This window comes from Duganella aceris (assembly GCF_011090165.1).
Classification (GTDB): Bacteria; Pseudomonadota; Gammaproteobacteria; order Burkholderiales; family Burkholderiaceae_D; genus Rugamonas; species Rugamonas aceris.
This window is the reverse complement of record NZ_JAADJT010000004.1, coordinates 443050-466104: the sequence shown is the minus strand read 5'-3', so window position 1 is coordinate 466104 and position 23055 is coordinate 443050. Positions and strand designations below refer to the sequence as shown.

At 63.9% G+C, this 23055-nt stretch carries 14 protein-coding genes and 3 tRNA genes; 5 read left to right on the top strand and 12 right to left on the bottom strand.

Annotation, left to right across the window (positions count from 1 at the left end):
- Positions 1-58 precede the first annotated feature (58 nt).
- Positions 59-1699, top strand: a complete 1641-nt coding sequence (locus GW587_RS11595; protein WP_166102611.1) for a response regulator — start codon at positions 59-61, stop codon at positions 1697-1699.
- On the opposite strand, the gene GW587_RS11590 is transcribed toward GW587_RS11595, so the two are convergent.
- The 3 genes from GW587_RS11590 to GW587_RS11580 all read right to left on the bottom strand — a co-directional run bounded on the left by GW587_RS11590 (position 1696) and on the right by GW587_RS11580 (position 7490).
- Complete coding sequence (locus tag GW587_RS11590; RefSeq protein WP_166102608.1) at positions 1696-2694, bottom strand: TraB/GumN family protein; 999 nt, start codon at positions 2692-2694, stop codon at positions 1696-1698. The genes GW587_RS11595 and GW587_RS11590 overlap by 4 nt on opposite strands.
- 262 nt (positions 2695-2956) lie before the next feature.
- Entirely contained in the window at positions 2957-3775 is an 819-nt protein-coding gene (locus GW587_RS11585; RefSeq protein ID WP_166102605.1) for an alpha/beta fold hydrolase, read from the bottom strand.
- Positions 3776-3896: 121 nt separating this feature from the next.
- Complete coding sequence (locus tag GW587_RS11580) at positions 3897-7490, bottom strand: hydantoinase B/oxoprolinase family protein (protein WP_166102603.1); 3594 nt, start codon at positions 7488-7490, stop codon at positions 3897-3899.
- 92 nt (positions 7491-7582) lie between these two features.
- On the opposite strand from GW587_RS11580, the gene GW587_RS11575 reads away from it, so the two are divergent.
- Positions 7583-9100: an NAD(P)H-hydrate dehydratase gene (locus tag GW587_RS11575; RefSeq protein WP_166102601.1), complete on the top strand. Its 1518-nt coding sequence runs from the start codon at positions 7583-7585 to the stop codon at positions 9098-9100.
- A gap of 103 nt (positions 9101-9203) precedes the next feature.
- Here the strand turns inward: GW587_RS11575 and GW587_RS11570 are convergent, their stop codons facing one another.
- Together GW587_RS11570 and GW587_RS11565 are read right to left on the bottom strand one after the other, a co-directional pair.
- Positions 9204-10727, bottom strand: a complete 1524-nt coding sequence (locus tag GW587_RS11570) for a S41 family peptidase (protein WP_166102599.1) — start codon at positions 10725-10727, stop codon at positions 9204-9206.
- Positions 10727-11446: an ABC transporter ATP-binding protein gene (locus GW587_RS11565; RefSeq protein ID WP_166102596.1), complete on the bottom strand. Its 720-nt coding sequence runs from the start codon at positions 11444-11446 to the stop codon at positions 10727-10729. The genes GW587_RS11570 and GW587_RS11565 overlap by 1 nt, the downstream gene beginning before the upstream one ends.
- 31 nt (positions 11447-11477) lie before the next feature.
- Here GW587_RS11565 and GW587_RS11560 point away from each other — a divergent pair, with 31 nt between their 5' ends.
- The 3 genes from GW587_RS11560 (at position 11478) to GW587_RS11550 (ending at position 15917) form a co-directional block, all read left to right on the top strand.
- Positions 11478-12128: an arylesterase gene (locus GW587_RS11560; RefSeq protein WP_166102593.1), complete on the top strand. Its 651-nt coding sequence runs from the start codon at positions 11478-11480 to the stop codon at positions 12126-12128.
- Positions 12125-13186 carry a tRNA 2-selenouridine(34) synthase MnmH gene (gene mnmH, locus GW587_RS11555; protein WP_166102591.1) on the top strand — a complete coding sequence of 354 codons (1062 nt, stop codon included), beginning with the start codon at positions 12125-12127 and terminating at the stop codon, positions 13184-13186. The genes GW587_RS11560 and mnmH overlap by 4 nt, the downstream gene beginning before the upstream one ends.
- A gap of 292 nt (positions 13187-13478) precedes the next feature.
- On the top strand, positions 13479-15917 hold the full coding sequence (locus GW587_RS11550; RefSeq protein WP_229259394.1) for a TonB-dependent receptor plug domain-containing protein: 2439 nt from the start codon (positions 13479-13481) through the stop codon (positions 15915-15917).
- Positions 15918-15966: 49 nt separating this feature from the next.
- Here the strand turns inward: GW587_RS11550 and GW587_RS11545 are convergent, their stop codons facing one another.
- The 7 genes from GW587_RS11545 to clpX all read right to left on the bottom strand — a co-directional run bounded on the left by GW587_RS11545 (position 15967) and on the right by clpX (position 22987).
- Positions 15967-17880, bottom strand: coding sequence for a SurA N-terminal domain-containing protein (locus GW587_RS11545; protein ID WP_166102589.1), 1914 nt, complete (start codon positions 17878-17880; stop codon positions 15967-15969).
- Between the two features lie 305 nt (positions 17881-18185).
- Positions 18186-18262 (bottom strand) — tRNA-Asp (locus GW587_RS11540).
- Between the two features lie 25 nt (positions 18263-18287).
- Positions 18288-18364, bottom strand: a tRNA-Asp gene (locus tag GW587_RS11535).
- Between the two features lie 45 nt (positions 18365-18409).
- Positions 18410-18485 (bottom strand) — tRNA-Val (locus GW587_RS11530).
- A 50-nt stretch (positions 18486-18535) separates the two neighbouring features.
- Positions 18536-18808: a non-specific DNA-binding protein Hbs gene (hbs, locus tag GW587_RS11525; protein WP_070266615.1), complete on the bottom strand. Its 273-nt coding sequence runs from the start codon at positions 18806-18808 to the stop codon at positions 18536-18538.
- 217 nt (positions 18809-19025) lie between these two features.
- Complete coding sequence (gene lon / locus GW587_RS11520; RefSeq protein ID WP_166102586.1) at positions 19026-21437, bottom strand: endopeptidase La; 2412 nt, start codon at positions 21435-21437, stop codon at positions 19026-19028.
- 281 nt (positions 21438-21718) lie between these two features.
- The gene (clpX, locus tag GW587_RS11515; RefSeq protein WP_166102582.1) at positions 21719-22987 is read right to left on the bottom strand and encodes an ATP-dependent Clp protease ATP-binding subunit ClpX; all 1269 of its coding nucleotides are present in this window, start codon (positions 22985-22987) and stop codon (positions 21719-21721) included.
- Between the last annotated feature and the right edge of the window lie 68 nt (positions 22988-23055).

Below are 23055 nucleotides of genomic sequence, written 5' to 3'. Positions count from 1 at the left end.
GGCACATTTCGACTTGCCTTGGAGTATGCTATCCCTTAACTAAGCAGGGATGTGCAACATGGCGGAATATAGCGACTTGTCGGTGCTGATCGTGGACCCCAATCCGGGGATGCGCGGCAGCCTGCACAATATGCTGACCCAGGCGTCGATCACCAAGGTCGAATACGCCGTCAGTTCCGGCACGGCGATCCGCCAGCTGGCCAAGAAGCCGTTCGACATCATCCTGTGCGAATACGACCTGGGCAACGGCAGCGGCGAGAACAACGGCCAGGACGGTCAGCAGCTGCTGGAAGACCTGCGCCACCACAAGCTGATCCTGCCGTGGACCATTTTCGTCATGCTGACCTCCGAAGGCGTGTACAGCAAAGTCATCGGCGCGGCCGAGCTGACGCCGACCGATTATGTGCTCAAGCCCTTCACCGTCGACTCGCTGCTGCAACGCCTGCGCAAGGCGGTCGAGCGGCGCGACGTTTTCCTGCCCATCTATGACCTGATCGAAGGCGGCAGCCTGCGCCGCGCCATCGCCGACTGCAAGGCCGGCGAAGGCAACAACCCGCGTTACGCCATCGACTTCGCCCGCCTGCGCGCCGAGCTGCTGGTGCAACTGGGCGAGCTGGCCGAGGCCGAGCTGGTCTACCAGGTGATCCTGATGACCCGCCCCATCGCCTGGGCCCACCTGGGCATGGCGCGCTGCCAGTTCGGCCAGCGCAAATACATCGAAGCGCAGGACACGCTGCAGGAATTGTTGATCCATAACTCCAAGTACATGGCGGCCTACGATTTGCTGGCGCGCACGCACGAGGCGCTGGGCCAGCAGGAGTCGGCCAAGAAGATCCTGGAGGACGCGGTGGCGATCTCGCCGCACATGGTGCGCCGGCTGCGGCATCTGGGCGAAGTGGCCTACGAGACCGGCGACGTCAGCGTGGCCGAGAAGGCCTTCAAGCAGGTCGTGGCAAAGGCCAAGTATTCGGAGTTCCGCGATCCCGAGGACCACGTCAAGCTGGTCAAGACGCTGGTCAAGAAAGGCGACGCCAACCAGGCCGGCAACGTGATCCGCGACATGGAGCGCTCTTTGCGCGCCAGCGCCAACGTCGACGCCTGCCGCGCCATCGCCGCCGGCCTGCTGCAGGAGATGACCGGCAACGTCGCCGGCGCGGCCGCCGAGCTGACCACCGCCGTCAACGCGGTCGGCGCCAGCCGCGGCCTGTCGACCGGGCTGAAGCTGGGGCTGGTGCAGAGCTGCCTGAACGTCAAGCTGGACCAGCAGGCGTCCGACCTGATGCTGAACCTGATGAACGATACCGACAGCGGCGTCTCGATGGACGACGCGGTGGAAGTGTTTGAAAAAGCCGGCCGCCACGACTTGGCCGCCGGCATGGGCGAGCAGATCAAGCTGCACGTCGAGGAACTGATCGCCCACGCCCAGGAGCAGCGCGGCCACGGCGATTTGCGCGCGGCGGTCGATACGCTGAACGCCGCGCTGCGCAAGGCGCCGGCGAATATGTCGCTGCTGCCGGCGGCGGCCTCGGCGATCCTCAAGCAGCTCGACGACCTCGGTTGGGAAATGCCGCTGGCCGAGCAATGCGCGTTCCTGCTGGAGCGCATGCGCAAGATCGACGCCGCCCATCCATCGTTGCAGGCGCTGGAAGCGCAGTACAACCACACCCAGCGCAAGTACGGTATCGCGACGGTCGCTTAATCGGGGCTATCGATCTGGTAGCCCTTGGCTTTCAGCGCACTCAGATAACTGTCGGGACCGACGATGTCGGCCATTTGCAGCATGGCGAAGCTGGTGCCGTTGGCGGCGATCGCCTTCTCGGCGGACGCCACCCAGGCGGCCAGCACGCGCTCCTTGATGTTCTGGAAGCCGGGCCGGCTCTTGACGAAGTCGGCGTTGAGCATGGCGTCGCCGCATTCGCTTTCCTGATCGGCGTAGCTCAGTTTCTGGATCGCTTCCAGGTCACCCTTGGCCCAGGCGTTGGCGCGCACGCGCATGGCGTCGATGTCGCTTTCCAGCCGCGCCAGCGTCTTGGAGAAGCAGGCCGCGTCGGCCAGCGGCGACTTCTTGAACTCCTTCAGCATCCTGGACGGATCGTCCATCTCCAGCTTGATGCCGGTCTCGGTGACCTTGATCTTGCGCTGCTTGACGATGCCATCGATCTTGCGGCCGACCTCGTAGCCCTTGGACAGGCCGGCCTGCTTCAGCCCGGCAGAGAACAAAGTCTGCGCCGCGAAGATCGGGCGCTCGCGCTCGATGTCTTGGTCGTCGCCGAGGTATTTCGCCTTCAGCGGCTGCCAGCGGGCATAGACGTCGGCCGGCAGCACGTCCTGCAAGGTGGCGCCGTCCGGATTCTTCTTCACACCGATCAGGCTGGGCAGCATGGTCAGGCCGAGGAAGAAGCCGACCTTGGCGTGGGCGGTCGGCGGCTCAAGGTATTCCTGCGACTGCGCCAGGATGGCTTCGACCTGCTGCGAGCGCCATTCCATTTTTTCCGGCAGCGGCGAGTAGGTGCCGAACACCCACAGCACGTGATCGTCCTTGCTCACCTTCCATAGTCCCGGTCCGGGGCGCTGGCCGACCAACAGGATTTTTTCGGTCGGCGCGTCGGCTTCGGCGGTCACCTGGTCGGCCTGCGCGAAGGCGCCGGACGTGAACAAGGCAAGGCAAAGCGCCGGCAACAGGCGGTTGGGCATCGTATGCATCCTTTCGACTCAGAAGAAAATCACGCCACTACTGCAATAGTGGGTGATGATGTACCAAGAGGCGAAGTACAACGCGCACAGCGCGAAGGCGGACAGAATCGCAATGCGCGGCGAGCCGCCGGTCTGCAAGATTCTCAGTAATGTTCGCACCTTGTGCTCCCCTGGCATGTCAAAAATCAAACTTTACGTTGACGGCCAGGGGCGAACAAGAGAGGAATCGCAGGTATCGGATTTTGCTGCGATGGGTATCGAATTATAGGCCGTGCACGCTGGTGACCGCGTCCAGGATCACGTTCGCCACCTCGGTCGGATGCGAGACCATCGAAATGTGGCTGGCGCCGGGGATCGATGTCACTTTGGTCGACTTGATGCGCGCCGCTTCGCCTTGCTGGAATTGCGGTGGAATGATCATGTCGTTGCTGCCCATGACGAAGAACGACGGCTTGGTCTTCCAGGCGGCGTTGGTGACTTTGTCGTCCAGCACGTGGTAGAAGATCGGCCCCTGGTAGGTCGACATCAACGTGGCGTCGGCGACCGGAAGATCCGAGGCGAAGGTCTTGACGTAGGTGTCGAGCGGCAGGCTCAGGTAGCCTTTGCTGTCTTGCAGCAGGGTCTTCTGCCAATCCGCCGCCGGGTAAGGGCTGAGGATGTCGGTGATCGATTCATTGTCGCCCGGCGTGAAGGCGTCGACGTAGACCAGGGTCGCGACCTTGGCGTCGATGCCCGCTTCGGTGACGACCGCGCCGCCGTAGGAGTGGCCCACCAGCACCACTTGCCCGGTCACGCCCTCCATGGCGCGGCGCACGATGGCGGCGTCCTCGGCCAGCGAGGCGCGTTGCAGCTGCACCGAGATCACTTTCAGGCCGCGCTGTTGCAGCAGCGGCGTCACTTTCGACCAGCTGGAACCGTCGGCCCAGGCGCCGTGCACCAGCACCACGGTGGTCGGCGTGGTCGGGGTTTCGGGCATGGTGGCGGCGTCGCTGGAGCCGCAACCGGCCAGCACGGCCGAGGCGGAGAGGATGCTGAGGGTTGCCAGTGCTTTCACCAGCGGGGTGCGGAAGTTCAGGTTCATGATGGTCTCTTTCAGTTGTGTGGGCTTGCGTGTCGAAGCCGATACCAAATGATAGAGACCGCGCCCTCACGCGGCCATGCCCGCAAGACCGGTCTTCATGACCGATCGTCCGGAAACGCGGTCAAGGCGGTCCGTAGCCTCCGCCGCCCGGCGTTTCGATGATGAACACGTCGCCTGTCTGCATGTCGGTCTTGCCGATGTGCCCCAGTTGCTCGACCGTGCCGTCGGCGCGCAGCACGCTGTTGCGGCCCAGCGCGCCAGGCGCGCCGCCGGCCATGCCGAACGGGGCGTGGATGCGGTTGTTGGACAGGATGGCGGCCGTCATCGGCTCCAGGAAGCGCACCTTGCGCACGCCGCCGTCACCGCCGCGCCACTGTCCCGCTCCGCCGCTGCCTTCGCGGATCTCGTAGCTTTCCAGCCGCACCGGGAAGCGGAATTCCAGGATTTCCGGATCGGTCAGGCGCGAGTTGGTCATATTGGTCTGCACCACGCTGGTCCCGTCGAAGCCCGGTCCGGCGCCGGAGCCGCCGCTGATGGTCTCGTAGTACTGGTACTTCGCGTTGCCGAAGGTGAAGTTGTTCATCGTCCCCTGCGCCGCCGCCATCACGCCAAGCGCGCCGTACAGCGCGTTGGTGATGCAGGTCGAGGTCTCGACGTTGCCAGACACCACCGAGGCCGGATAATGCGGATTGAGCATCGAGCCCGGCGGGATCAGCACCTTCAGCGGCTTGAGGCAGCCGGCGTTCAGCGGAATCTCGTCGTTGACCAGCGTGCGGAACACGTACAGCACCGCCGCCATGCACACCGCCGACGGCGCGTTGAAGTTGTTCTCCAGCTGCGGCGAGGTGCCGGTGAAATCGATCTCGGCGCTGCGCGCCGCCGTGTCGACCCGCACCGCCACCGCGATCTGCGCGCCGTTGTCCAGCTGCAGCGTGTAGCTGCCGTCCTTCAGCGCGCTGATGACGCGGCGCACGGCCTCCTCCGCGTTGTCCTGCACGTGGCCCATGTAGGCCTGCACCACGTCCAGCCCGAAATGGGCCACCATCTTGCGCAACTCGTCGACGCCCTTCTGGTTGGCGGCGACCTGCGCCCGCAGGTCGGCCAGGTTCTGGTCCGGGTTGCGCGCCGGGTAGCGCGCGCCGCCCAGCATGGCGCGCGTCGCCGCCTCGCGCAACTGGCCGCCGGCCACCAGCTTGAAATTGTTGATCAGCACGCCCTCGTCCTCGATCACGCGCGAATCCGGCGGCATCGATCCCGGCGTGGTGCCGCCGATGTCGGCGTGGTGGCCGCGCGAGCCGACGTAGAACAGGATCTCGGCGCCGTCCTGGTCGAACACCGGCGAGATCACCGTCACGTCCGGCAAGTGGGTGCCGCCGTTGTACGGGTCGTTGAGCATGAACACGTCGCCGTCGCGCATCTGGCCGGCGTTCTCGCGCATCACGGTCTTGATGCTTTCGCCCATCGAGCCGAGGTGGACCGGCATGTGCGGCGCGTTGGCGATCAGGTTGCCGTCGGCGTCGAAGATGGCGCAGCTGAAGTCCAGCCGTTCCTTGATGTTGACCGAGTACGCGGTGTTTTGCAGCCGCAGCCCCATCTGCTCGGCGATCGACATGAACAGGTTGTTGAAAATCTCCAGCATCACCGGATCGGCGGTGGTGCCGATGGCGCGCCGCTCCGGCAGCGCCACCACGCGCCGCAGCACCAGGTGGTCGTGCAGCGACACCTCGGCCTGCCAGCCGGCTTCAACGATGGTGGTGGCATTGGCTTCGGCGATGATCGCCGGGCCCTTGACGATATCGCCGATGCGGGTCGCCGAGCGTTGGAACAGATTGGTCTGGCGCCACTTGCCGCCGGAGTACATCGGCACCACCGCGTGCGGCATCAGGCCGGAGACGCGGCGTGCGGCCGGTTCGACCGTTTCGGCCGGCGCGTCGGACTTGCCGATCGCTTCGACCGAGACCGCCTCGACGATCAGCGCCTTGCCCGGCATCAGGAAGGAATAGCGCTTGCGATAGGCGGCCTCGAACTGCGCCTGCATGCTGTCGTTGGTATCGAACAGCACGATCAGCGCCGAATCGGTGCCCTCGTAGCGCAGGTGCACGCGGCGGATCAGCGCGATGCGCGCGTCGTCGACGCCCTGGTGATGCAGGTCGGCGCGCGCTTGCCGGCCCAGCGCGTGCAGCCGCGCCTCCAGCTCCGGCTGCGAGTCGGCGACCAGGCGGGCTTCAACCGCCGCCTCGCGCATCGCGGTCTGGTCGGCCAGGCCCATGCCGTAGGCCGACATCACGCCCGCCAGCGAATGCACGAACACGGTCGTCATGCCGAGCGCGTCGGCCACCAGGCAGGCGTGTTGCCCGCCGGCGCCGCCGAAGCTGGTCAGCGCGTATTCGGTGACGTCGTGGCCGCGCTGCACCGAGATCTGCTTGATCGCGTTCGCCATATTGCCCACCGCGATTTCGATGAAGCCTTCGGCCACCTGCTCCGGCGCGGTTTGCTTGCCGGTGGCGGCGGCGATGCGCCCGGCCAGTTCGGCGAAGCTGTCCCGTACCGCCGCCGCGTCGAGCGGCTGTTGCCCGGCTTCGCCGAACAGCTGCGGGAAATGATTCGGCTGGATCTTGCCCAACATGACGTTGCAATCGGTGACCGCCAGCGGTCCGCCGCGCCGATAGCTGGCCGGACCGGGGTTGGCGCCGGCGCTGTCCGGGCCGACGCGGTAGCGGCTGCCGTCGAAATGCAGGATCGAACCGCCGCCGGCAGCGACGGTGTGGATGCTCATCATCGGCGCGCGCATGCGCACCCCTGCCACCTGGGTTTCAAACACGCGCTCGAACTCGCCCGAGTAGTGCGACACGTCGGTCGAGGTGCCGCCCATGTCGAAGCCGATCACCTTGTCGAAGCCGGCCAGCTTGCTGGCGCGCACCATGCCGACGATGCCGCCGGCCGGACCGCTGAGGATGCTGTCCTTGCCCTGGAAGGCGCGCGCGTCGGTCAGGCCGCCGCTCGATTGCATGAATTGCAGATTCACGCCCGGCATCTCGGCCGCGACCTGGTCGACGTAGCGGCGCAGGATCGGCGACAGATAGGCGTCGACCACGGTGGTGTCGCCGCGCGCCACGAGCTTCATCATCGGGCTGACCTCGTGCGAGACCGACACTTGCGTGAAGCCCATCTCGCGCGCCATCTCGGCCACCTTGACCTCGTGCGCCTGGTAGCGGTAGCCGTGCATGAAGACGATGGCCAGCGAGCGCAGGCCCATGTCGTAGGCGCGCGCCAGGCCGGCGCGGGCGGTGGCCAGGTCGATCGCCAGCACGGTCTCGCCGCGCGCGTCCATGCGCTCGTCGATCTCGATCACATGGCTGTACAGCAGTTCCGGCAGCACGATGTGGCGATCGAACAGACGCGGACGGTTCTGATAGGCGATGCGCAGCGCATCGCGGAAGCCGCGCGTGATCGCCAGCGCGGTCGGCTCGCCCTTGCGCTCCAGCAGCGCATTGGTCGCGACCGTGGTGCCCATCTTGACGGCGCCGATCTGCGCCACCGGAATCGGCTTGCCCTTCGGTACGCCCATCAACTGGCGGATGCCGGCGATGGCGGCGTCGGGATATTGTTCGGGATTCTCGGACAGCAGCTTGAGCGTGCGCAGCCGGCCGTCGGGCGGACGCGCCACGATGTCGGTGAACGTACCGCCCCGGTCTATCCAGAATTGCCAATCCATGCCAGCCTCGCTAATCGTAGAAGCGCTCATTGTAGTGTCTGGGAGGACAACCGCCCAGAGGCATTACGGAATATCGATGCTAATATTGCAGCATGAATCCACTCTATTCCGTCACCGAGATCCGCGCCATCGAACAGGCGGCGGCCGCCAGCTTGCCCGCCGGCGCCCTGATGCAACGCGCCGGCCAGGCCAGCGCCAACGCCGCGCTGGATTTGCTGCCGATCGCCACCGCGCACGCCAAGGTGCTGGTGCTGGCCGGCCCCGGCGACAACGGCGGCGACGCGCTGGAGGCGGCGGCGCATTTGTCGCACGCGGGCGCGCAAGTCACCATCATCTATTATGCGCCGCAAGCGGCCTCTTCGCTTGAGCGCGCCAACGCATTGGAACGCGCGCGCATGAGCGACGCCCGCTTCCGCAGCGCCGCCGACGCCGAGATCGGCAGCACCGAGTGGAATCTGGTGATCGACGGCCTGTTCGGCATCGGCCTCAAGCGCCCGCTGGCCGGCGATGTGCGCGAGTTGGTGCTGGCGATCAATGCATTGCGCTGCCAGGTGCTGGCGCTGGATGTGCCGAGCGGGCTGGATGCGGATACCGGCGCGGTGGTCGGCGCGGCCGGGGGCGCCGATGGCGTGGCGGTGCACGCCAGCCACACCGTCACCTTCATCGGCGACAAGCCGGGCCTGCATACCTGCGACGGCCGCGACTACGCCGGTCTGGTCGAGGTGGCGCGGCTGGAGATCGACGCCAGCCATTTCGCGCCGGTGCAGCTGCATCTGAACGATGTGAAATTCTTCTCGCGCCATTTGCGGGCGCGGCGGCAGAACTCGCACAAGGGCAGCTATGGCGACGTCGCCGTCATCGGCGGCGCGCGCGGCATGAGCGGCGCACCGCTGCTCGCCGCACGCGCCGCGCTCAACAGCGGCGCCGGACGCGTCTACGCCTTGTTCGCCGAAGACCCCTTGCCTTGCGACTCCGGCCAGCCGGAACTGATGTGCCGCGCCGCCGACGGCTTCGATCTGAACCGGGCGACGCTGGTGATCGGGCCCGGTCTCGGCGCATCGGACCACGCGACGGCGTTGCTGACCCGCGCCATCGCCTGCGACAGCGCGCTGCTGGCCGACGCCGACGCGCTGAATCTGCTGGCCGCCGATCCGGGGCTGCAAAGCGCGCTGGCCAAGCGTCATGCCGCCGTGGTGTTGACGCCCCATCCGCGGGAGGCGGCGCGCTTATTGGGCGTCGGCAGCGGCGCAGTGCAGGCCGACCGGGTCGGCGCCGCGCGCAGTCTGGCGGCGCGCTTCCAGGCCTGCGTGGTGTTGAAGGGGTCTGGCACGGTGATCGCCGCGCCGAACGGCGACGCGGTCGTCAACACCACCGGCAATCCGGCGCTGGCGACGGCCGGCACCGGCGACGTGCTGGCAGGCCTGTGCGGCAGCCTGTTGGCGCAGGGCTGGCCGCAATGGGAGGCGGCGCTGGCGGCGGTGTGGCTGCACGGCATGGCCGCCGACGTACTGGTGACCGACGGCGCCGGTCCGATCGGCCTTACCGCCAGCGAGCTGATCCCCGCAATCCGCGTCGCGCTGAACCGCATGGTCCAGCACCACAGCCACTAACGCCCCCCACTTCGGTGTCAGTGCCGACATTCGGACACGAGCTGTACCGTAGCGCCTTTACGGCAGCGTCCGTGTCCGAATGTCGGCACTGACACCTGTGTTTTTAGCGCTTGGCCAGGTCGGCTTCGATGGTTTTCAGGAATGCTGGCTGCGACCAGACCAGCGCGTTTTCGTAGATTGACGGCGTGTAGAACTGGCCGGATTTGCGCGGGCGGTTCACGTACACTTTGTTCGGCACGATCACGCTGGCCAGGCCCGATGCCAAAGGCTGCATGCGGATTTCCATATAGGTGGAATCGGCCGCGCTCGGTGCGCCGATCAGCTTGGTGTTGGGGAACATGGTGAAATAGTCCAGCGCGTCCAAGCAGGCGCTGGCGCATTGGCCTGGAACGATGACGTATACCGGCTTGCTGAACGCCGGTGCGTCGCCCGGCAAGTCCTCGGCGCGGTCGGCGGCCGTTGCCGTCCCGGATGCTTCGCTTTGGTTGACGAAGAATTTTTCGCCGCGCGCCTGTGCCGCCTGCATGCCGTCGGCGATGCGGGTCATTTCGGCGGCGTAATCTTCCTGCTTCTCGTCTTTCAATACGCCGACGATGTAGCGCGCGTGCGCGGTATTGCCTTCCGACGCCCGCCACCACACCTGCTGCCCCGCCGACCGCGCTGTATCGCGACGCTCGAAGCGTGCCTGGCCCCACAGCGCCTTGGCGAAGTCGCGGCTCCAGATCGACGAGCCGCCCTGGTTGTCGCGCAGGTCGATCACTACGGCGTCGGCGTCCAGGTAGCGTTGGCGGTGCTGCGCCACTTCGGCGGTCATGGCGCGGTAGGCGTCGCGCTGCGCTGCGTCCGGCTGGAAGCTCGGCATGGCGACCCAGTACAGCCTGGCGCGCGGCTCGGTCAGGCCGACCGGCAGCGTCGCGCCGTTATAGCTTTGGTTGCGCCATTGTTGCATTTTCGGCGTGATCGTGCGCCAGGCCAGCGTCCGCGTGAACGACTTGCCGTCGGCGCTGAAGCGGCATTGCGCCGGCAAGGCGATGAAGGGGTTGTTCTTGTCGACGAATACGTCGCGCGCGTAGACCCACCAGTGGCCCAGCTCGTCGCTGCGCTGGCTGAAGGCGAAGACGTTGCTCTCGATCAGCGGCTTGAGCGGCTTGCCGTCGCAATCGTCGACGCGGGCGCCGACCGGTGGACCGTCGGGCTCGGAGGCGGCCACGTACAGGCTGTCGCCGCGCCATGCGGTCAGGAATCCGGGCGAGCGCCACGGCGTGCGCAGCGATTGTTGCGGCACCACGCCGGCATGGCCGTCATGGATTTGCGTGTTGAATAACTGGAGCGCGGCCACATAGCCGCCGACCTCCGTCACCCGCGCGGCCAGCGCCAGGCCGCGCTTGCGCGCCTCATCCAGCTTGGCGGCGAATTGCGGGTTGGCGGGATCGTGGACGCCGGGATGATTCGCCAGCGTGATCTGATAGGCCGCCTCGATGTCGGCGCTCGCGGCGCGGCGCCATTGGTCCGGCGTCTGGGGCGTCCCCGCCGTAGTGGCGACAGCCGTTGCGGTGTCGCTCGCGGCTGCGAGGGCGGTGGCGGCCGCGAACAGCAACGGCAATAATGCGGCGAGACGCCGCGCCATCACACCAGCCGCCCTGCGGCGATGGTGATGGTGCGGCCGCAGCGGGCCGCCATCGATTGGTCGTGGGTGACCAGCACCAGGGTCGAGCCGTGCTGCCGGTTCAGTTCGAACATCAGCTTGATGACCGCTTCGCCGGTGGCCGCGTCCAGGCTGCCGGTCGGTTCGTCGGCGAACAGCAGCGGCGGCTCGGTGACGAAGGCGCGCGCCAGCGCCACCCGCTGCTGCTCGCCGCCCGACAAATACTTCGGATAATGCTTCAGGCGGCTGGCCAGCCCGACCCGCTCCAGCATCGCCTCGGCCTTCTCGCGCGCGTGGCTGGCGCCGCTCAGTTCCAGCGGCAGCATCACGTTTTCCACCGCCGTCAGATGCGCCAGCAGCTGGAAGGACTGGAATACGAAGCCCAGCTTTTCCTTGCGCAGCGCGGCGCGGCCATCCTCGTCCAGCGCGTAGATATCGACGCCGTCCAGCGTGACGGTGCCGGCGCTCGGCGTGTCCAGGCCGGCCAGCAAACCCAGCAAGGTCGACTTGCCCGATCCGGATGCGCCTACAATGGCGAGCGTCTCTGCCTTTTGCACGGTAAAATCCACCTCGTGCAGAATCGTCAGCTCGCCGCTGGCGTCGGCCACGCGCTTGGCGAGACCGCTGACCACGATGGCCGGCGTCGCCGTGGCGGGCGCCGCGACCGCTGCGGCAGTAACTGAACCCGGACCATCCGGCATGAAATTGGAAGACGCTTTAGGAAAGTCGGGCATGCGGAATATATTAAATGATTTATCAAAAAAACTGAGTGTACACGCCTTGGCCGCCCTGCTCATGTTCTCGGCAGCGGCGAGCGCCTATTCTGCACCAAAAACCGTGCTTGTGCTCGGCGACAGCCTGTCCGCCGAGTACGGCCTGGCGCGCGGCGCCGGCTGGGTCGCACTGGCGGAGCAAAAGATCAAGCAGCAGAACCTCGACGCCACCGTGGTCAACGCCAGCGTCAGCGGCGAGACCACCAGCGGCGGCCGTTCGCGCCTGCCTGCCTTGCTGGAAAAATATAAACCGGCGCTGGTCGTCATCGAACTCGGCGCCAACGACGGCCTGCGCGGCTTGCCGGTCGCCGCCGCGCAGGCCAACCTGAAGGCCATGTTCGACGCCGCCAGCAAGGCCGACGCCAAAGTGATCCTGATCGGCATGCGCATGCCGCCCAACTACGGCCGCGACTACGCCGACAAATTCTTCGCCATGTACGGCACGCTGAGCAAGGAAATCAAGGCGCCGCTGGTGCCGTTCATGCTTGAGGGCGTGGCCGAGAAGCCGCAGCTGTTCCAGCCGGACCGGCTGCATCCGCTGGCCGAAGCCCACCCCATCATCTTGGCCAACATCTGGCCGACGCTGCAAAAAACCATCAAGGCCAAATGAAGTATCCCGAAATTCTCAGCTTCGACGACGTCCTCGCGCAACTGGACCGCTTCGACGCCATCATCGACGCCCGCAGCCCGAGCGAATACGCGCTGGACCACCTGCCGGGCGCGGTCAACGCCCCGGTGCTCGACGACGCGGAACGCATCCGCGTCGGCACCATGTATAAACAGATCGATTCGTTCGAGGCGAAGAAGGTCGGCGCGGCGCTGGTCGCGAAGAATATCGCGATGCATATCGAGCAGCTCTGGCTGGACAAGCCGCGCGACTGGCGGCCGCTGGTCTACTGCTGGCGCGGCGGCAACCGCAGCGGATCGCTGGCGCACATCCTGGCCAAGATCGGTTGGCCGGTGGTGCAGCTGGACGGCGGCTACAAGGCGTTCCGGCAACACGTCAACACCGCGCTGGAGCAGGCGCCGGCGCTCCACTTCAAGGTGATCTGCGGCACCACCGGCAGCGGCAAGAGCCGCCTGCTGGAGGTGCTGCACGCCCACGGCGCGCAGGTGCTGGACCTGGAACAGCTGGCGGCGCATCGCGGCTCGGTGCTGGGCAGCCTGCCCAGTCAGCCGCAGCCGAGCCAGAAGGCCTTCGAGAGCCGCATCTGGGACGTGCTGCGCCGCTTCGATCCGGCGCGCCCGGTGTTCGTCGAATCGGAAAGCAAGAAGGTCGGCAATCTGCGCGTGCCGGCGGTGCTGATGGAAACCATGCGCGCCTCCGACTGCATCGCGTTGACGCTGTCGCGCGCCAACCGCGTGCGGCTGCTGATGGAGGACTACCGGCACTTCCTGGTCAGCCCGGCCACGCTCAACGAGCAGCTGGGCCATCTGGCGCCGTTGCACGGCCGCGAGAAGATCGCGCGCTGGCACGCGATGTCGGACGCGGGCGAGATGGCGCCGCTGGTCGAGGAACTGCTGGCCGACCATTACGACCCGGCCTATCTGCGTTCGATCGACCGCAACTTCAGCAAATTCGACCAAGCCACGCCGCTGGATCTGGACGATATCGACCAGGCGGCCTTCAGCGCCGCCGCCCTGCAATTGATCGCTACTACGTATTAACCACAACGCCCACAGTAGTGCATCTCCCAAAGTAGTGCAGACCACCCTCGCCGCCCGAACACACTTTGTTACAAAGCGGCGAGGGTAATGCTACTTACGGGATTTTCGTATATCCCCGAAGTAAGTCTGTTTCTCCGCGCGACATCCAATTATATAAAGTGTTTACATCGTTTCCATTTTTGTATTGATGGCATGCATTTTGCGATCAGGTAAGGAGTGTTACTAAAGTTTCATTTCTCAACCTGAAGGAGCTGTACTAATGATGCAACCGATGCGAATCAAGAAACGCTTGTTGACCCAAGCCGTCCTGCTGGCCTTGCAGGCAGGCGTCGCCAGCGCAGCCTTTGCCGCCGACGACACCGGCGCGGCCACGCCCGCAGCCCCTGCCGTCGTCGGCGACAATGTCGAAGCCGTGATCGTCACCGGCACCCGCCGCAGCGGCCTGAAGGCCGTCGACAGCGCATCGCCGATCCAGGTGCTGGACTCCGGTTCGCTGGAACGCACCGGCCAGCCCGACCTGATCCAGGCGCTGGCGCAGAACATGCCCTCCTTCACCGCCCAAGCCTTCGGCGGCGACACCGCCAACCTGACGCTGTCGGCCCGCCTGCGCGGCCTGAGCCCGAACGACACGCTGGTGCTGGTCAACGGCAAGCGCCGCCACACCACCGCCAACCTGGCCGTGTTGGCCGGTCCGTTCCAGGGCGGCGCCGCGACCGACTTGAACTTCATTCCGGTGGCCGCAATCGACCACATCGAAGTGCTGCAGGACGGCGCCGCCGCCCAGTACGGTACCGACGCCATCGCCGGCGTGATCAACATCATCCTGAAGAAGGACAGTTCCGGCGGCTCGTTCACCACCACCGGCGGCGCCTATATGGACCAGGGCGGCCAGACCGGCGACGCCTCGTTCAACATCGGCTTCGAACCAAGCGACAAGAGCTATATCAACCTGACCGGCGAACACAAGTACCACGCCCACAGCGACCGCTCCGACATCGACCCGCGCGTGGTCAACGCCGCCAACCTGGCCTCGATGCCGAACCTGACCAAGGCCGACGGCTACCCCTACGCCAACAAGATTTCCGGCGACGCCGCCTACCACATCTCGCTGCTGGCGCTGAACGCCGGCATCGACCTCGGCGGCACCGAGCTGTACAGCATCGCCACCTACGGCAAGAAGACCGCCGACGCCTTCGAAAACTATCGCGTGCCGAGCCGCCTGCCGAAGGTCTATCCGAACGGCTTCAACCCGCGCGAAGCGCTGGACGAGACCGACTTCGGCTTCACCGCCGGCGCCAAGGGCCAGGCCGCTGGCTGGAACTGGGACCTGAGCAGCACCTACGGCCGCGACAAGGCCGACATCGGCGTGATCAACTCCGGCAACATCTCGCTGTTCAACGACACCGGCTCGACCCCGACCGAATTCCACGCCGGCCAGTTCATCGCCAGCCAATGGACCACCTCGCTCGAAGTGGCGAATGAATTCGCGGTCGGCTGGAACAGCCCGCTGAGCGTGGCCGGCGGTATCGAATACCGTCGCGACACCTACGAAATCGGCGCCGGCGACGCCGCCTCGCGCTACAAGGAAGGTTCGCAATCGTATCCGGGCTTCTCGCTGACCGACGCCGGCAGCCATAGCCGCAACAACAAATCGGTGTACATCGACATCGCCGGTTCGCCGATCGCCAACCTGAAGCTGGACGTCGCCGCCCGCTACGAGGACTACAGCGACTTCGGCAGCGCCCGTGTCGGCAAGTTCACCGGCCGCTACGACTTCACGCCGGCGTTCGCGCTGCGCGGCACCATCAGCAACGGCTTCCGCGCCCCGACCATGGCCGAGCAATACTACTCGGCCACCAACGTCTCGCCGACGCAAGCGTCGGTGCAGCTGGCGCCGAACTCGCCGGCCGCGTCGCTGGTCGGCATCAACGGCCTGAAGTCGGAGAAATCGACCAACTACAGCGTCGGCTTCGTGCTGCATCCGATGCCGAAGGCGACCTTGACGGTGGACGCGTACAGCATCGAAATCCGCGACCGCATCGTCGGCAGCGGCACCTTGTTCGGTTCGGGCAACTCGGTCAATTCGCCGGCGGTGGTGGCGGCGATCAAAGCCAACGGCAACATCCTCGATCCGACCGTGACCCGCACCGGCATCAGCGTGTTCTCGAACGGCGTCGACACCAAGAACAAGGGGCTGGAAGCGGTGTTCTCGTACGGCAGCAACTTCGGCGACATGGGCCGGGTGGACTGGTCGGCGGCGTTCAACTATAACAAGGTCGACGTCACCAAGATCAACCAGGCGCCGTCGCAGCTGTTGCCGCAGAAGCTGCTGGACCTGGCGGCGGTCGCCTCGCTGGAAAATTCGTCGCCGAAGACCCGCTTGAACCTGGGCGCGCTGTGGAAGCTGGGCGACTGGACCGTCAACCTGCGTGAATCGATGTACGGCTCGTCGTCCTCGTACAGCTCGTTGAACAACGTCGACTACTTCCAGACCAAGATCGGCACGCTGTTCACCACCGACCTGGAAGTTTCGTACCGCGTGACCAAGGCGATCACCGCCTCGGCCGGCGCCAACAACGTGTTCAACAAGTATCCGGGCAAGGTCAACCAGGCCTACATCGCAGCGGCGCGCGCGGCGCAGAACACGGCGGCGGTGACGCAATACCCATCGTTCTCGCCGATCGGCATCAACGGCGGCTACTACTACGCACGCTTGAACTACACGTTCTAAACCATCGTTGGATGTAAAAAGGGCTGCGAATTTCGCAGCCCTTTTTTTATTACTTCACTTCGGTGACCACGGTCGCCGAGGCGATCGGCTTGAGGATCTTCACCTTGTGCTTCTGCTTCAGCAGTTCGACGTATTCATGCATCTCCTGCTGCGCGATCAGCGTGCCGATCTGCTCGGCCTCGGCCTTGCGCTGCTCGACGTTCTGCTCGGCCGGCTGCTGCACCTTGCCGATGCGGTACACGCCATAGCCCATGCCCGGCACATCGACGCCGACATAGGCCGGCAGCTTGCTGGCGTCGGCCTTCATGATCGCCTGCATCGCCAGGCCGTTGATGTTCTCGGCCTTGGAGCGCGACACCACCTTGGCGGCGCCGAAGCCGGTCGCGTCGCCCGATTTCTTGAACCCGGCCAGTTTCTCTTCGCCGGCCTTGGCGGCCAGCTTGGCGGCTTCTTCCATCGTCACGCGCTGACGGATCTGCGCGTCGACTTCGGCCAGCGGACGCTTGCTGGCCGGCTTGAAGTCGACGATGCGGCCGGCCACCAGCGTGCTCGGCGCGGTCTCGACCGCTTCCGTGTTGCGCTTGGCGCTGATCGAGTCGTTCGAGAACAGCGCGGCCAGGAACTTGGCGTTGTTGTACGGCGCGGCGGCGGCCATCGGCGACACCGTGCGCGATACGCCTTCGGCCGTCATGATCTTCAGGCCCAGCTTGTCGGCCACCGGCTTCAGGCTGTCCGACTGCTCGTAGACGGTGTTGGTGAAGGCTTCAGCCAGTTCCGAATACTTCTTGGCGGCTTTTTGTTTTTTCAGCGCTTCGGCCACTTCGACCTTGGCCGACTCCAGCGGCTTGACCACGGCCGGCTTCAGCTCGGTCAGGGTCAGCACGTGGTAACCGAATTCCGATTCCACCGGATCGCTGATCTCGCCCTGCTTGAGCTTGGCGATCGCGGCTTCCACCGGCGCCACCAGCGTGCCTTTTTCGATCACGCCCAGGTCGCCGCCCTGCTCGGCCGAACCCGGATCCTCCGACTTGGCCTTGGCGATCGCGGCGAACTGCGCCGGCGCCTTGCGCACTTCGGCGGCGATGGCGTCGGCCTTGGCCTTCGCGGCCGCTTTGTCGGCGGCGCTGGCGCCCTTCTTCAGGGTCACCAGGATGTGGCTGGCGCGGCGCGATTCCGGCGTGGTGAAGCCGGCCTGGTTGGCGGCGTAATACGCGGCCACTTCGGCGTCGGTCACGCTGACCTGGCCGGCGGCGACGTCGGCGTTGAACACCACGTATTCGATTTTGGCCTGCTCCGGCACTTCGAAGAACTTGGCGTTCTTGTCGTAGAAGGCCTTGACCATTTCATCGGTGACTTTGACCTGCGGCACGAAATCCACCACCGGCAGCAGCAGCTCCTGCACTTCGCGTTCCTGCGCGCCGATGTCGGACAGCGTCCTGGCGATGGTGCGCGGCGCGAAACCGGTGCCTTGCACCGCGTCGCCCAGTTGTTGCAGCGCCATGTCGCGGCGCATGCGGGCGTCGTTGTCCTGCGGACGCAGGCCTTGCGCGGCCAGGATCGCCTTGTAGCGCTCCATGTCGAAGCCGCTCGGGCCGCCGAACATGTCCATGATGGCCTTCTGCAGCTGCGCGTCCGAGACGCTCAGGTTGGCGCCGATGACTTCGGCGGCGATCGCGCGTTCGGCGATCAGCTGGTCGAGGATGTTTTGCTTGAATTCCGGCGTGTCGAACACCTTCTGGTCGAACTGGGCGCCGAGGCGCTGGCGGTAGCTGTCGAGCTGGTTGCGCAGGGCGTTGTCGAACTCAAGCTGGCTCAAAGGTTTGCCGTCGATCTTGGCGATCGTGGTGGCGTCGTCGCCGAAGCTCTTGTAGCTGCCGATGCCGACGAAGGCGAACGACGGAACGATAATGAGCGCCAGCAGGATCTGCATCAAGCGTTGATGGGTACGAATAAATTCAAACATGGTCTGCCAATTCGGTTGAGTGGAACTTGCACATACAAAAAAGGCGAACTCGCGTTCGCCAATTCCGGTTCGCGGATTTTACAGTGCGCCCCCCTCCATAGCAAGGGTAAATGCTTGGCAAAACGGTCACGTTGCCGCCGGGAGCGACAAAAAGTCACCATCGATGCGCGCCCGCGCGACTCGGCGGTATTAATTCGGCGTGTGCCGGGATAATAAAGATGTCCCACGCGATATTCAAACGAATAATATGCCGCGCAAAAAGAAAAACCCCGCAGCTTAATATAAGCTGCGGGGTATCTTGTTCTTGGCGGAGCGGACGGGACTCGAACCCGCGACCCCCGGCGTGACAGGCCGGTATTCTAACCAACTGAACTACCGCTCCTTGGTCAAACGATTGTGTATTTTGTTGGCGGAGCGGACGGGACTCGAACCCGCGACCCCCGGCGTGACAGGCCGGTATTCTAACCAACTGAACTACCGCTCCAACAAAACACTGGGTATTACCATCACTACTTTACTGCAGCAAGACTGGTGGGCGGTGAGAGGCTCGAACTCCCGACCTAAGCCTTGTAAGGGCTCCGCTCTACCAACTGAGCTAACCGCCCAATCTTACCTTTTGTGAGCAGCTTGTTGCCGTGCTGCTCACTGAAGTCCGTTAGTTTACAGCATCTTTCAAAGCTTTACCAGCTTTAAATTTAGGAACTTTAGCTGCTTCGATGGTGATCTCTTCCTTGGTGCGCGGATTGCGGCCGGTACGGGCGGCGCGTTCGCTCACGGAGAAGGTGCCAAAGCCGACCAGGGTGACGCTGTCGTTCTTTTGCAGGGTGGTGGTTACACCGTCGATCACTGCGTCCAGCGCGCGTGCGGCAGCCGCTTTGGAGATATCAGCGGTGGTGGCAATATGGTCGATCAATTCAGTCTTATTCAAAGCAATTCCCCGTCACAAAGGTTATATCGGTCGCTCCACAAAGAAACTCGGCATTTAAAAACCGGATGTGGAGCCGAGAAAAAATCTCAGGCCGTATTAAACAAGCCAGCCCGCCCCCGTGTCAAGCGCCGCACAGTAGAAAAATAGGCTTAAATAGCAAACAGGCGCTATAAAAGCGCCTGTTTGTCCACTACGAGTTACTAAAGCAACGGAAAAGTTAGTGTTTTACCACTTCCGTTTGGCCATCGGCCTTGACCGCCGCAGCCGCCACCGCTTCCACCGGCGCGGTTTCCACCAGCGCCTCCGGCATGCGTTCCAGCGCGATTTCCAGCACTTTGTCGATCCAACGCACCGGCACGATTTCCAGTTTGTTTTTGACATTGTCCGGGATGTCGGCCAGATCCTTGACGTTCTGCTCAGGGATCAGCACGGTCTTGATGCCGCCGCGCTGGGCCGCCAGCAGCTTCTCTTTCAAGCCGCCGATCGGCAGCACTTCGCCGCGCAGGGTGATCTCGCCCGTCATCGCCACGTCCGCGCGCACCGGGATTCCGGTGAACACCGACACCATCGCCACCGTCATCGCCGCGCCGGCCGAAGGACCGTCTTTCGGCGTCGCGCCTTCCGGCACGTGGATGTGGATGTCGCTCTTCTCGAACACTTCGTTCTTGATGCCGAGGCGATTGGCACGGCTGCGCACGACGGTGCGGGCCGCTTCGATCGATTCCTTCATCACGTCGCCCAGCGTGCCGGTACGGATCACGCCGCCCTTGCCCGGCATCTGCACGGCTTCGATGGTCAGCAGATCGCCGCCCACTTCGGTCCATGCCAGACCCACGACCTGGCCGATCTGGTTTTCCTTCTCGGCCACGCCGAAATCGTAGCGGCGCACGCCCAGGAACTTGTCCAGATTCTTGCTGTTGACGATGACCTTTTTCTCGGTCTTCTTCAGCAGCAGCATCTTGACCACCTTGCGGCAGATCTTCGACACTTCGCGTTCCAGCGAACGTACGCCGGCTTCACGGGTGTAGTAGCGGATGATGTCGCGCAGGGCCGACTCGGCCACCGAGATTTCCTCTTCCTTCAGACCATTGTTCTTGATCTGTTTCGGCAGCAGGTAACGCTGGGCGATGCTGGTCTTTTCATCTTCCGTGTAACCCGACAGGCGGATCACTTCCATCCGGTCCAGCAGCGCCGGCGGGATGTTGTACGAGTTCGAGGTGGCCACGAACATCACATCGGACAGGTCGAAATCGACTTCGATGTAGTGGTCGGAGAAGGTGTGGTTCTGTTCCGGATCCAGCACCTCCAGCAGGGCCGACGACGGATCGCCACGGAAGTCCGCGCCCATCTTGTCGATCTCGTCCAGCAGGAACAGTGGATTGCGCACACCGACTTTCGCCAGCGATTGCAGCACCTTGCCCGGCATCGAGCCGATGTAGGTACGACGGTGACCACGGATCTCGGCCTCGTCGCGCACGCCGCCCAGCGCCATGCGCACGAACTTGCGGTTCGTGGCGCGGGCGATCGACTGGCCCAGCGAGGTTTTACCCACGCCCGGAGGACCGACGAAGCACAGGATCGGCGCCTTCAGTTTGTCGACGCGTTGTTGGACTGCAAGATATTCCAGGATACGTTCTTTAACCTTGTCCAGGCCGTAGTGATCGCCCTCAAGGACTTTCTCGGCGTTCGACAGGTCGTTGTTGACCTTGGATTTTTTCTTCCATGGCAGGCTGACCAGCGTGTCGATGTAGTTGCGCACCACGGTGGCTTCGGCCGACATCGGCGACATCAGCTTCAGTTTTTTCAGCTCGGCGGTGGCCTTGTCCAAAGCCTCTTTCGGCATCTTGGCCAGCGCGACCTTTTTCTCCAGCTCGTCCAGGTCGGCGCCGTCCTCGCCCTCGCCCAGTTCCTTCTGGATGGCTTTGACTTGTTCGTTCAGGTAGTACTCGCGCTGCGATTTTTCCATCTGGCGCTTGACGCGGCCACGGATGCGCTTCTCGACCTGCAGGATGTCGAGCTCGCCTTCCAGCTGGCCCAGCAGATGCTCCAGGCGCTTGGCGACGCTGAAGATCTCCAGGATCACCTGTTTCTGTTCCAGCTTCAGCGGCAGGTGCGCGGCGACGGTGTCGGCCAGGCGGCCGGCGTCGTCGATGCCCGACAGCGACGCGAGGATCTCAGGCGGGATTTTCTTGTTCAGTTTGACGTACTGGTCGAACTGCTGAACGATGGCGCGGCGCATCGCTTCGATTTCCGAATCGTCGCCCAGCTCGGAATCGAGCGGCGTCAGATCGGCGATGAAGTGCGTCGGCGCATCGGTGATGCGGTTGATGCGCGCGCGCTGTGCGCCCTCGACCAGCACCTTGACGGTGCCGTCGGGCAGTTTCAGCATTTGCAGAATATTGGCCACGCAGCCGATCTCGTAGATATCGGAAGCAGAAGGTTCGTCCTTGGCAGCGGCTTTTTGCGCGGCAAGCATGATGCTCTTGCCCTGCTCCATAGCGGCTTCCAGCGCCTTGATCGATTTTGGGCGCCCTACGAACAGCGGTATCACCATATGCGGGAAAACTACAACGTCCCGCAGCGGCAATAACGGCAGTTGAGTTTGCTCAGTTAATTTGGAAGTTGTCATGGCGTACCTTATGTGAAAGCGTGATTATGATGTGGGCGCTACTCCGCCGAATCACAAGACCGAACTGCAACAAATAATTCTCCCGATGAAGATTTATTCAATCATGCCAGTCTAGCCTCTAAAAGAATACATCAAATAAAAAAGCCACGCGCGACAGCGGACTATCACGAGTGGCTTTCCGAATGAAGCCTGTATTCTTTTATTGATTTAAATTGTACCGCCTTGCCCCATGGATGCGAAATGAATTTTGCTTCGGCGCGGGGCAAGTGTGCACAAGTTATTTAATTCTCACCGGATGCTTTGGCCTGGTCTTGATAGATCAATAAAGGTTTCGCGCCGCTGGTGATCGTATTTTCATCGATCACCACTTTGGTGACGTTGCTTTCATTCGGCAGCTCGTACATGGTATCGAGCAGCGCGTGTTCCAGGATCGACCGCAGGCCGCGCGCGCCGGTCTTGCGGGCCAGCGCCTTCTTGGCGATCGCGTGCAGGGCCGCCGGACGAATCTCCAGCTCGGCGCCTTCCATGTCCAGCAGCTTGGCGTATTGCTTGACCAGCGCGTTCTTCGGCTCGACCAGGATCTGAATCAGCGCTTCCTCGGTCAGCTCCGACAGCGTGGCGACCACCGGCAGGCGGCCCACCAGCTCGGGGATCAGGCCGAACTTGATCAGATCTTCCGGTTCCGCTTCCAGCAGCACGTCGCTGGCGCTGCGTTCCTTCTTGCTCTTCACGCTGGCCGAGAAGCCGATGCCGGATTTCTCCGAACGGTTGGCGATGACCTTGGCCAGGCCGTCGAACGCGCCGCCGCAGATGAACATGATGTTGGTGGTGTCGATCTGCACGAAGTCCTGGTTCGGATGCTTGCGCCCGCCCTGCGGCGGCACCGAGGCCATGGTGCCCTCGATCAGTTTCAACAGCGCCTGCTGCACGCCCTCGCCCGACACGTCGCGGGTGATCGATGGATTGTCCGATTTGCGCGAGATCTTGTCGATCTCATCGATGTAGACGATGCCGCGCTGGGCCTTGTCGACATCGTAGTTGCAGCTTTGCAACAGTTTCTGGATGATATTCTCGACATCCTCGCCCACGTAGCCGGCTTCGGTCAGCGTGGTGGCGTCGGCGATGACGAACGGCACGTTCAGCATGCGCGCCAGGGTCTGCGCCAGCAGCGTCTTGCCGGAGCCGGTGGGGCCGACCAGCAGGATGTTGGACTTGGCCAGTTCGATGTCGTCTTTCTTGCCCAGGTGCTTCAAGCGCTTGTAGTGGTTGTACACCGCCACCGACAGGATGCGCTTGGCGGTTTGCTGGCCGATGACGTACTGGTCCAGCAAGTCCTTGATTTCGTGCGGCGTCGGCAGGTCCGACTTGGCGCCGGAGACCGACTCGATGGCCGAGGTTTCGTCGCGGATGATGTCATTGCACAAGTCAATGCACTCATCGCAGATGAAGACCGATGGTCCGGCGATGAGTTTTTTTACCTCGTGCTGGCTTTTGCCGCAAAACGAGCAGTACAGTAATTTTTCACCGCTGGAGGATTTTTTGTCTGACATGGGGCAGTTTTCTTTGGGTTACAGAATGGCTTGGCTATGCCAGGCAGCACGTATTGGAGTCCGGAAAA

Excerpts from the sequence above, each read along its gene's own strand:
- GW587_RS11595 (WP_166102611.1), top strand. The coding sequence starts at position 59 with ATGGCGGAATATAGCGACTTGTCGGTGCTGATCGTGGACCCCAATCCG.
- GW587_RS11590 (WP_166102608.1), bottom strand. The coding sequence starts at position 2,694 with ATGCCCAACCGCCTGTTGCCGGCGCTTTGCCTTGCCTTGTTCACGTCC.
- GW587_RS11585 (WP_166102605.1), bottom strand. The coding sequence starts at position 3,775 with ATGAACCTGAACTTCCGCACCCCGCTGGTGAAAGCACTGGCAACCCTC.
- GW587_RS11580 (WP_166102603.1), bottom strand. The coding sequence starts at position 7,490 with ATGGATTGGCAATTCTGGATAGACCGGGGCGGTACGTTCACCGACATC.
- GW587_RS11575 (WP_166102601.1), top strand. The coding sequence starts at position 7,583 with ATGAATCCACTCTATTCCGTCACCGAGATCCGCGCCATCGAACAGGCG.
- GW587_RS11570 (WP_166102599.1), bottom strand. The coding sequence starts at position 10,727 with ATGGCGCGGCGTCTCGCCGCATTATTGCCGTTGCTGTTCGCGGCCGCC.
- GW587_RS11565 (WP_166102596.1), bottom strand. The coding sequence starts at position 11,446 with ATGCCGGATGGTCCGGGTTCAGTTACTGCCGCAGCGGTCGCGGCGCCC.
- GW587_RS11560 (WP_166102593.1), top strand. The coding sequence starts at position 11,478 with ATGCGGAATATATTAAATGATTTATCAAAAAAACTGAGTGTACACGCC.
- mnmH (WP_166102591.1), top strand. The coding sequence starts at position 12,125 with ATGAAGTATCCCGAAATTCTCAGCTTCGACGACGTCCTCGCGCAACTG.
- GW587_RS11545 (WP_166102589.1), bottom strand. The coding sequence starts at position 17,880 with ATGTTTGAATTTATTCGTACCCATCAACGCTTGATGCAGATCCTGCTG.
- lon (WP_166102586.1), bottom strand. The coding sequence starts at position 21,437 with ATGACAACTTCCAAATTAACTGAGCAAACTCAACTGCCGTTATTGCCG.
- clpX (WP_166102582.1), bottom strand. The coding sequence starts at position 22,987 with ATGTCAGACAAAAAATCCTCCAGCGGTGAAAAATTACTGTACTGCTCG.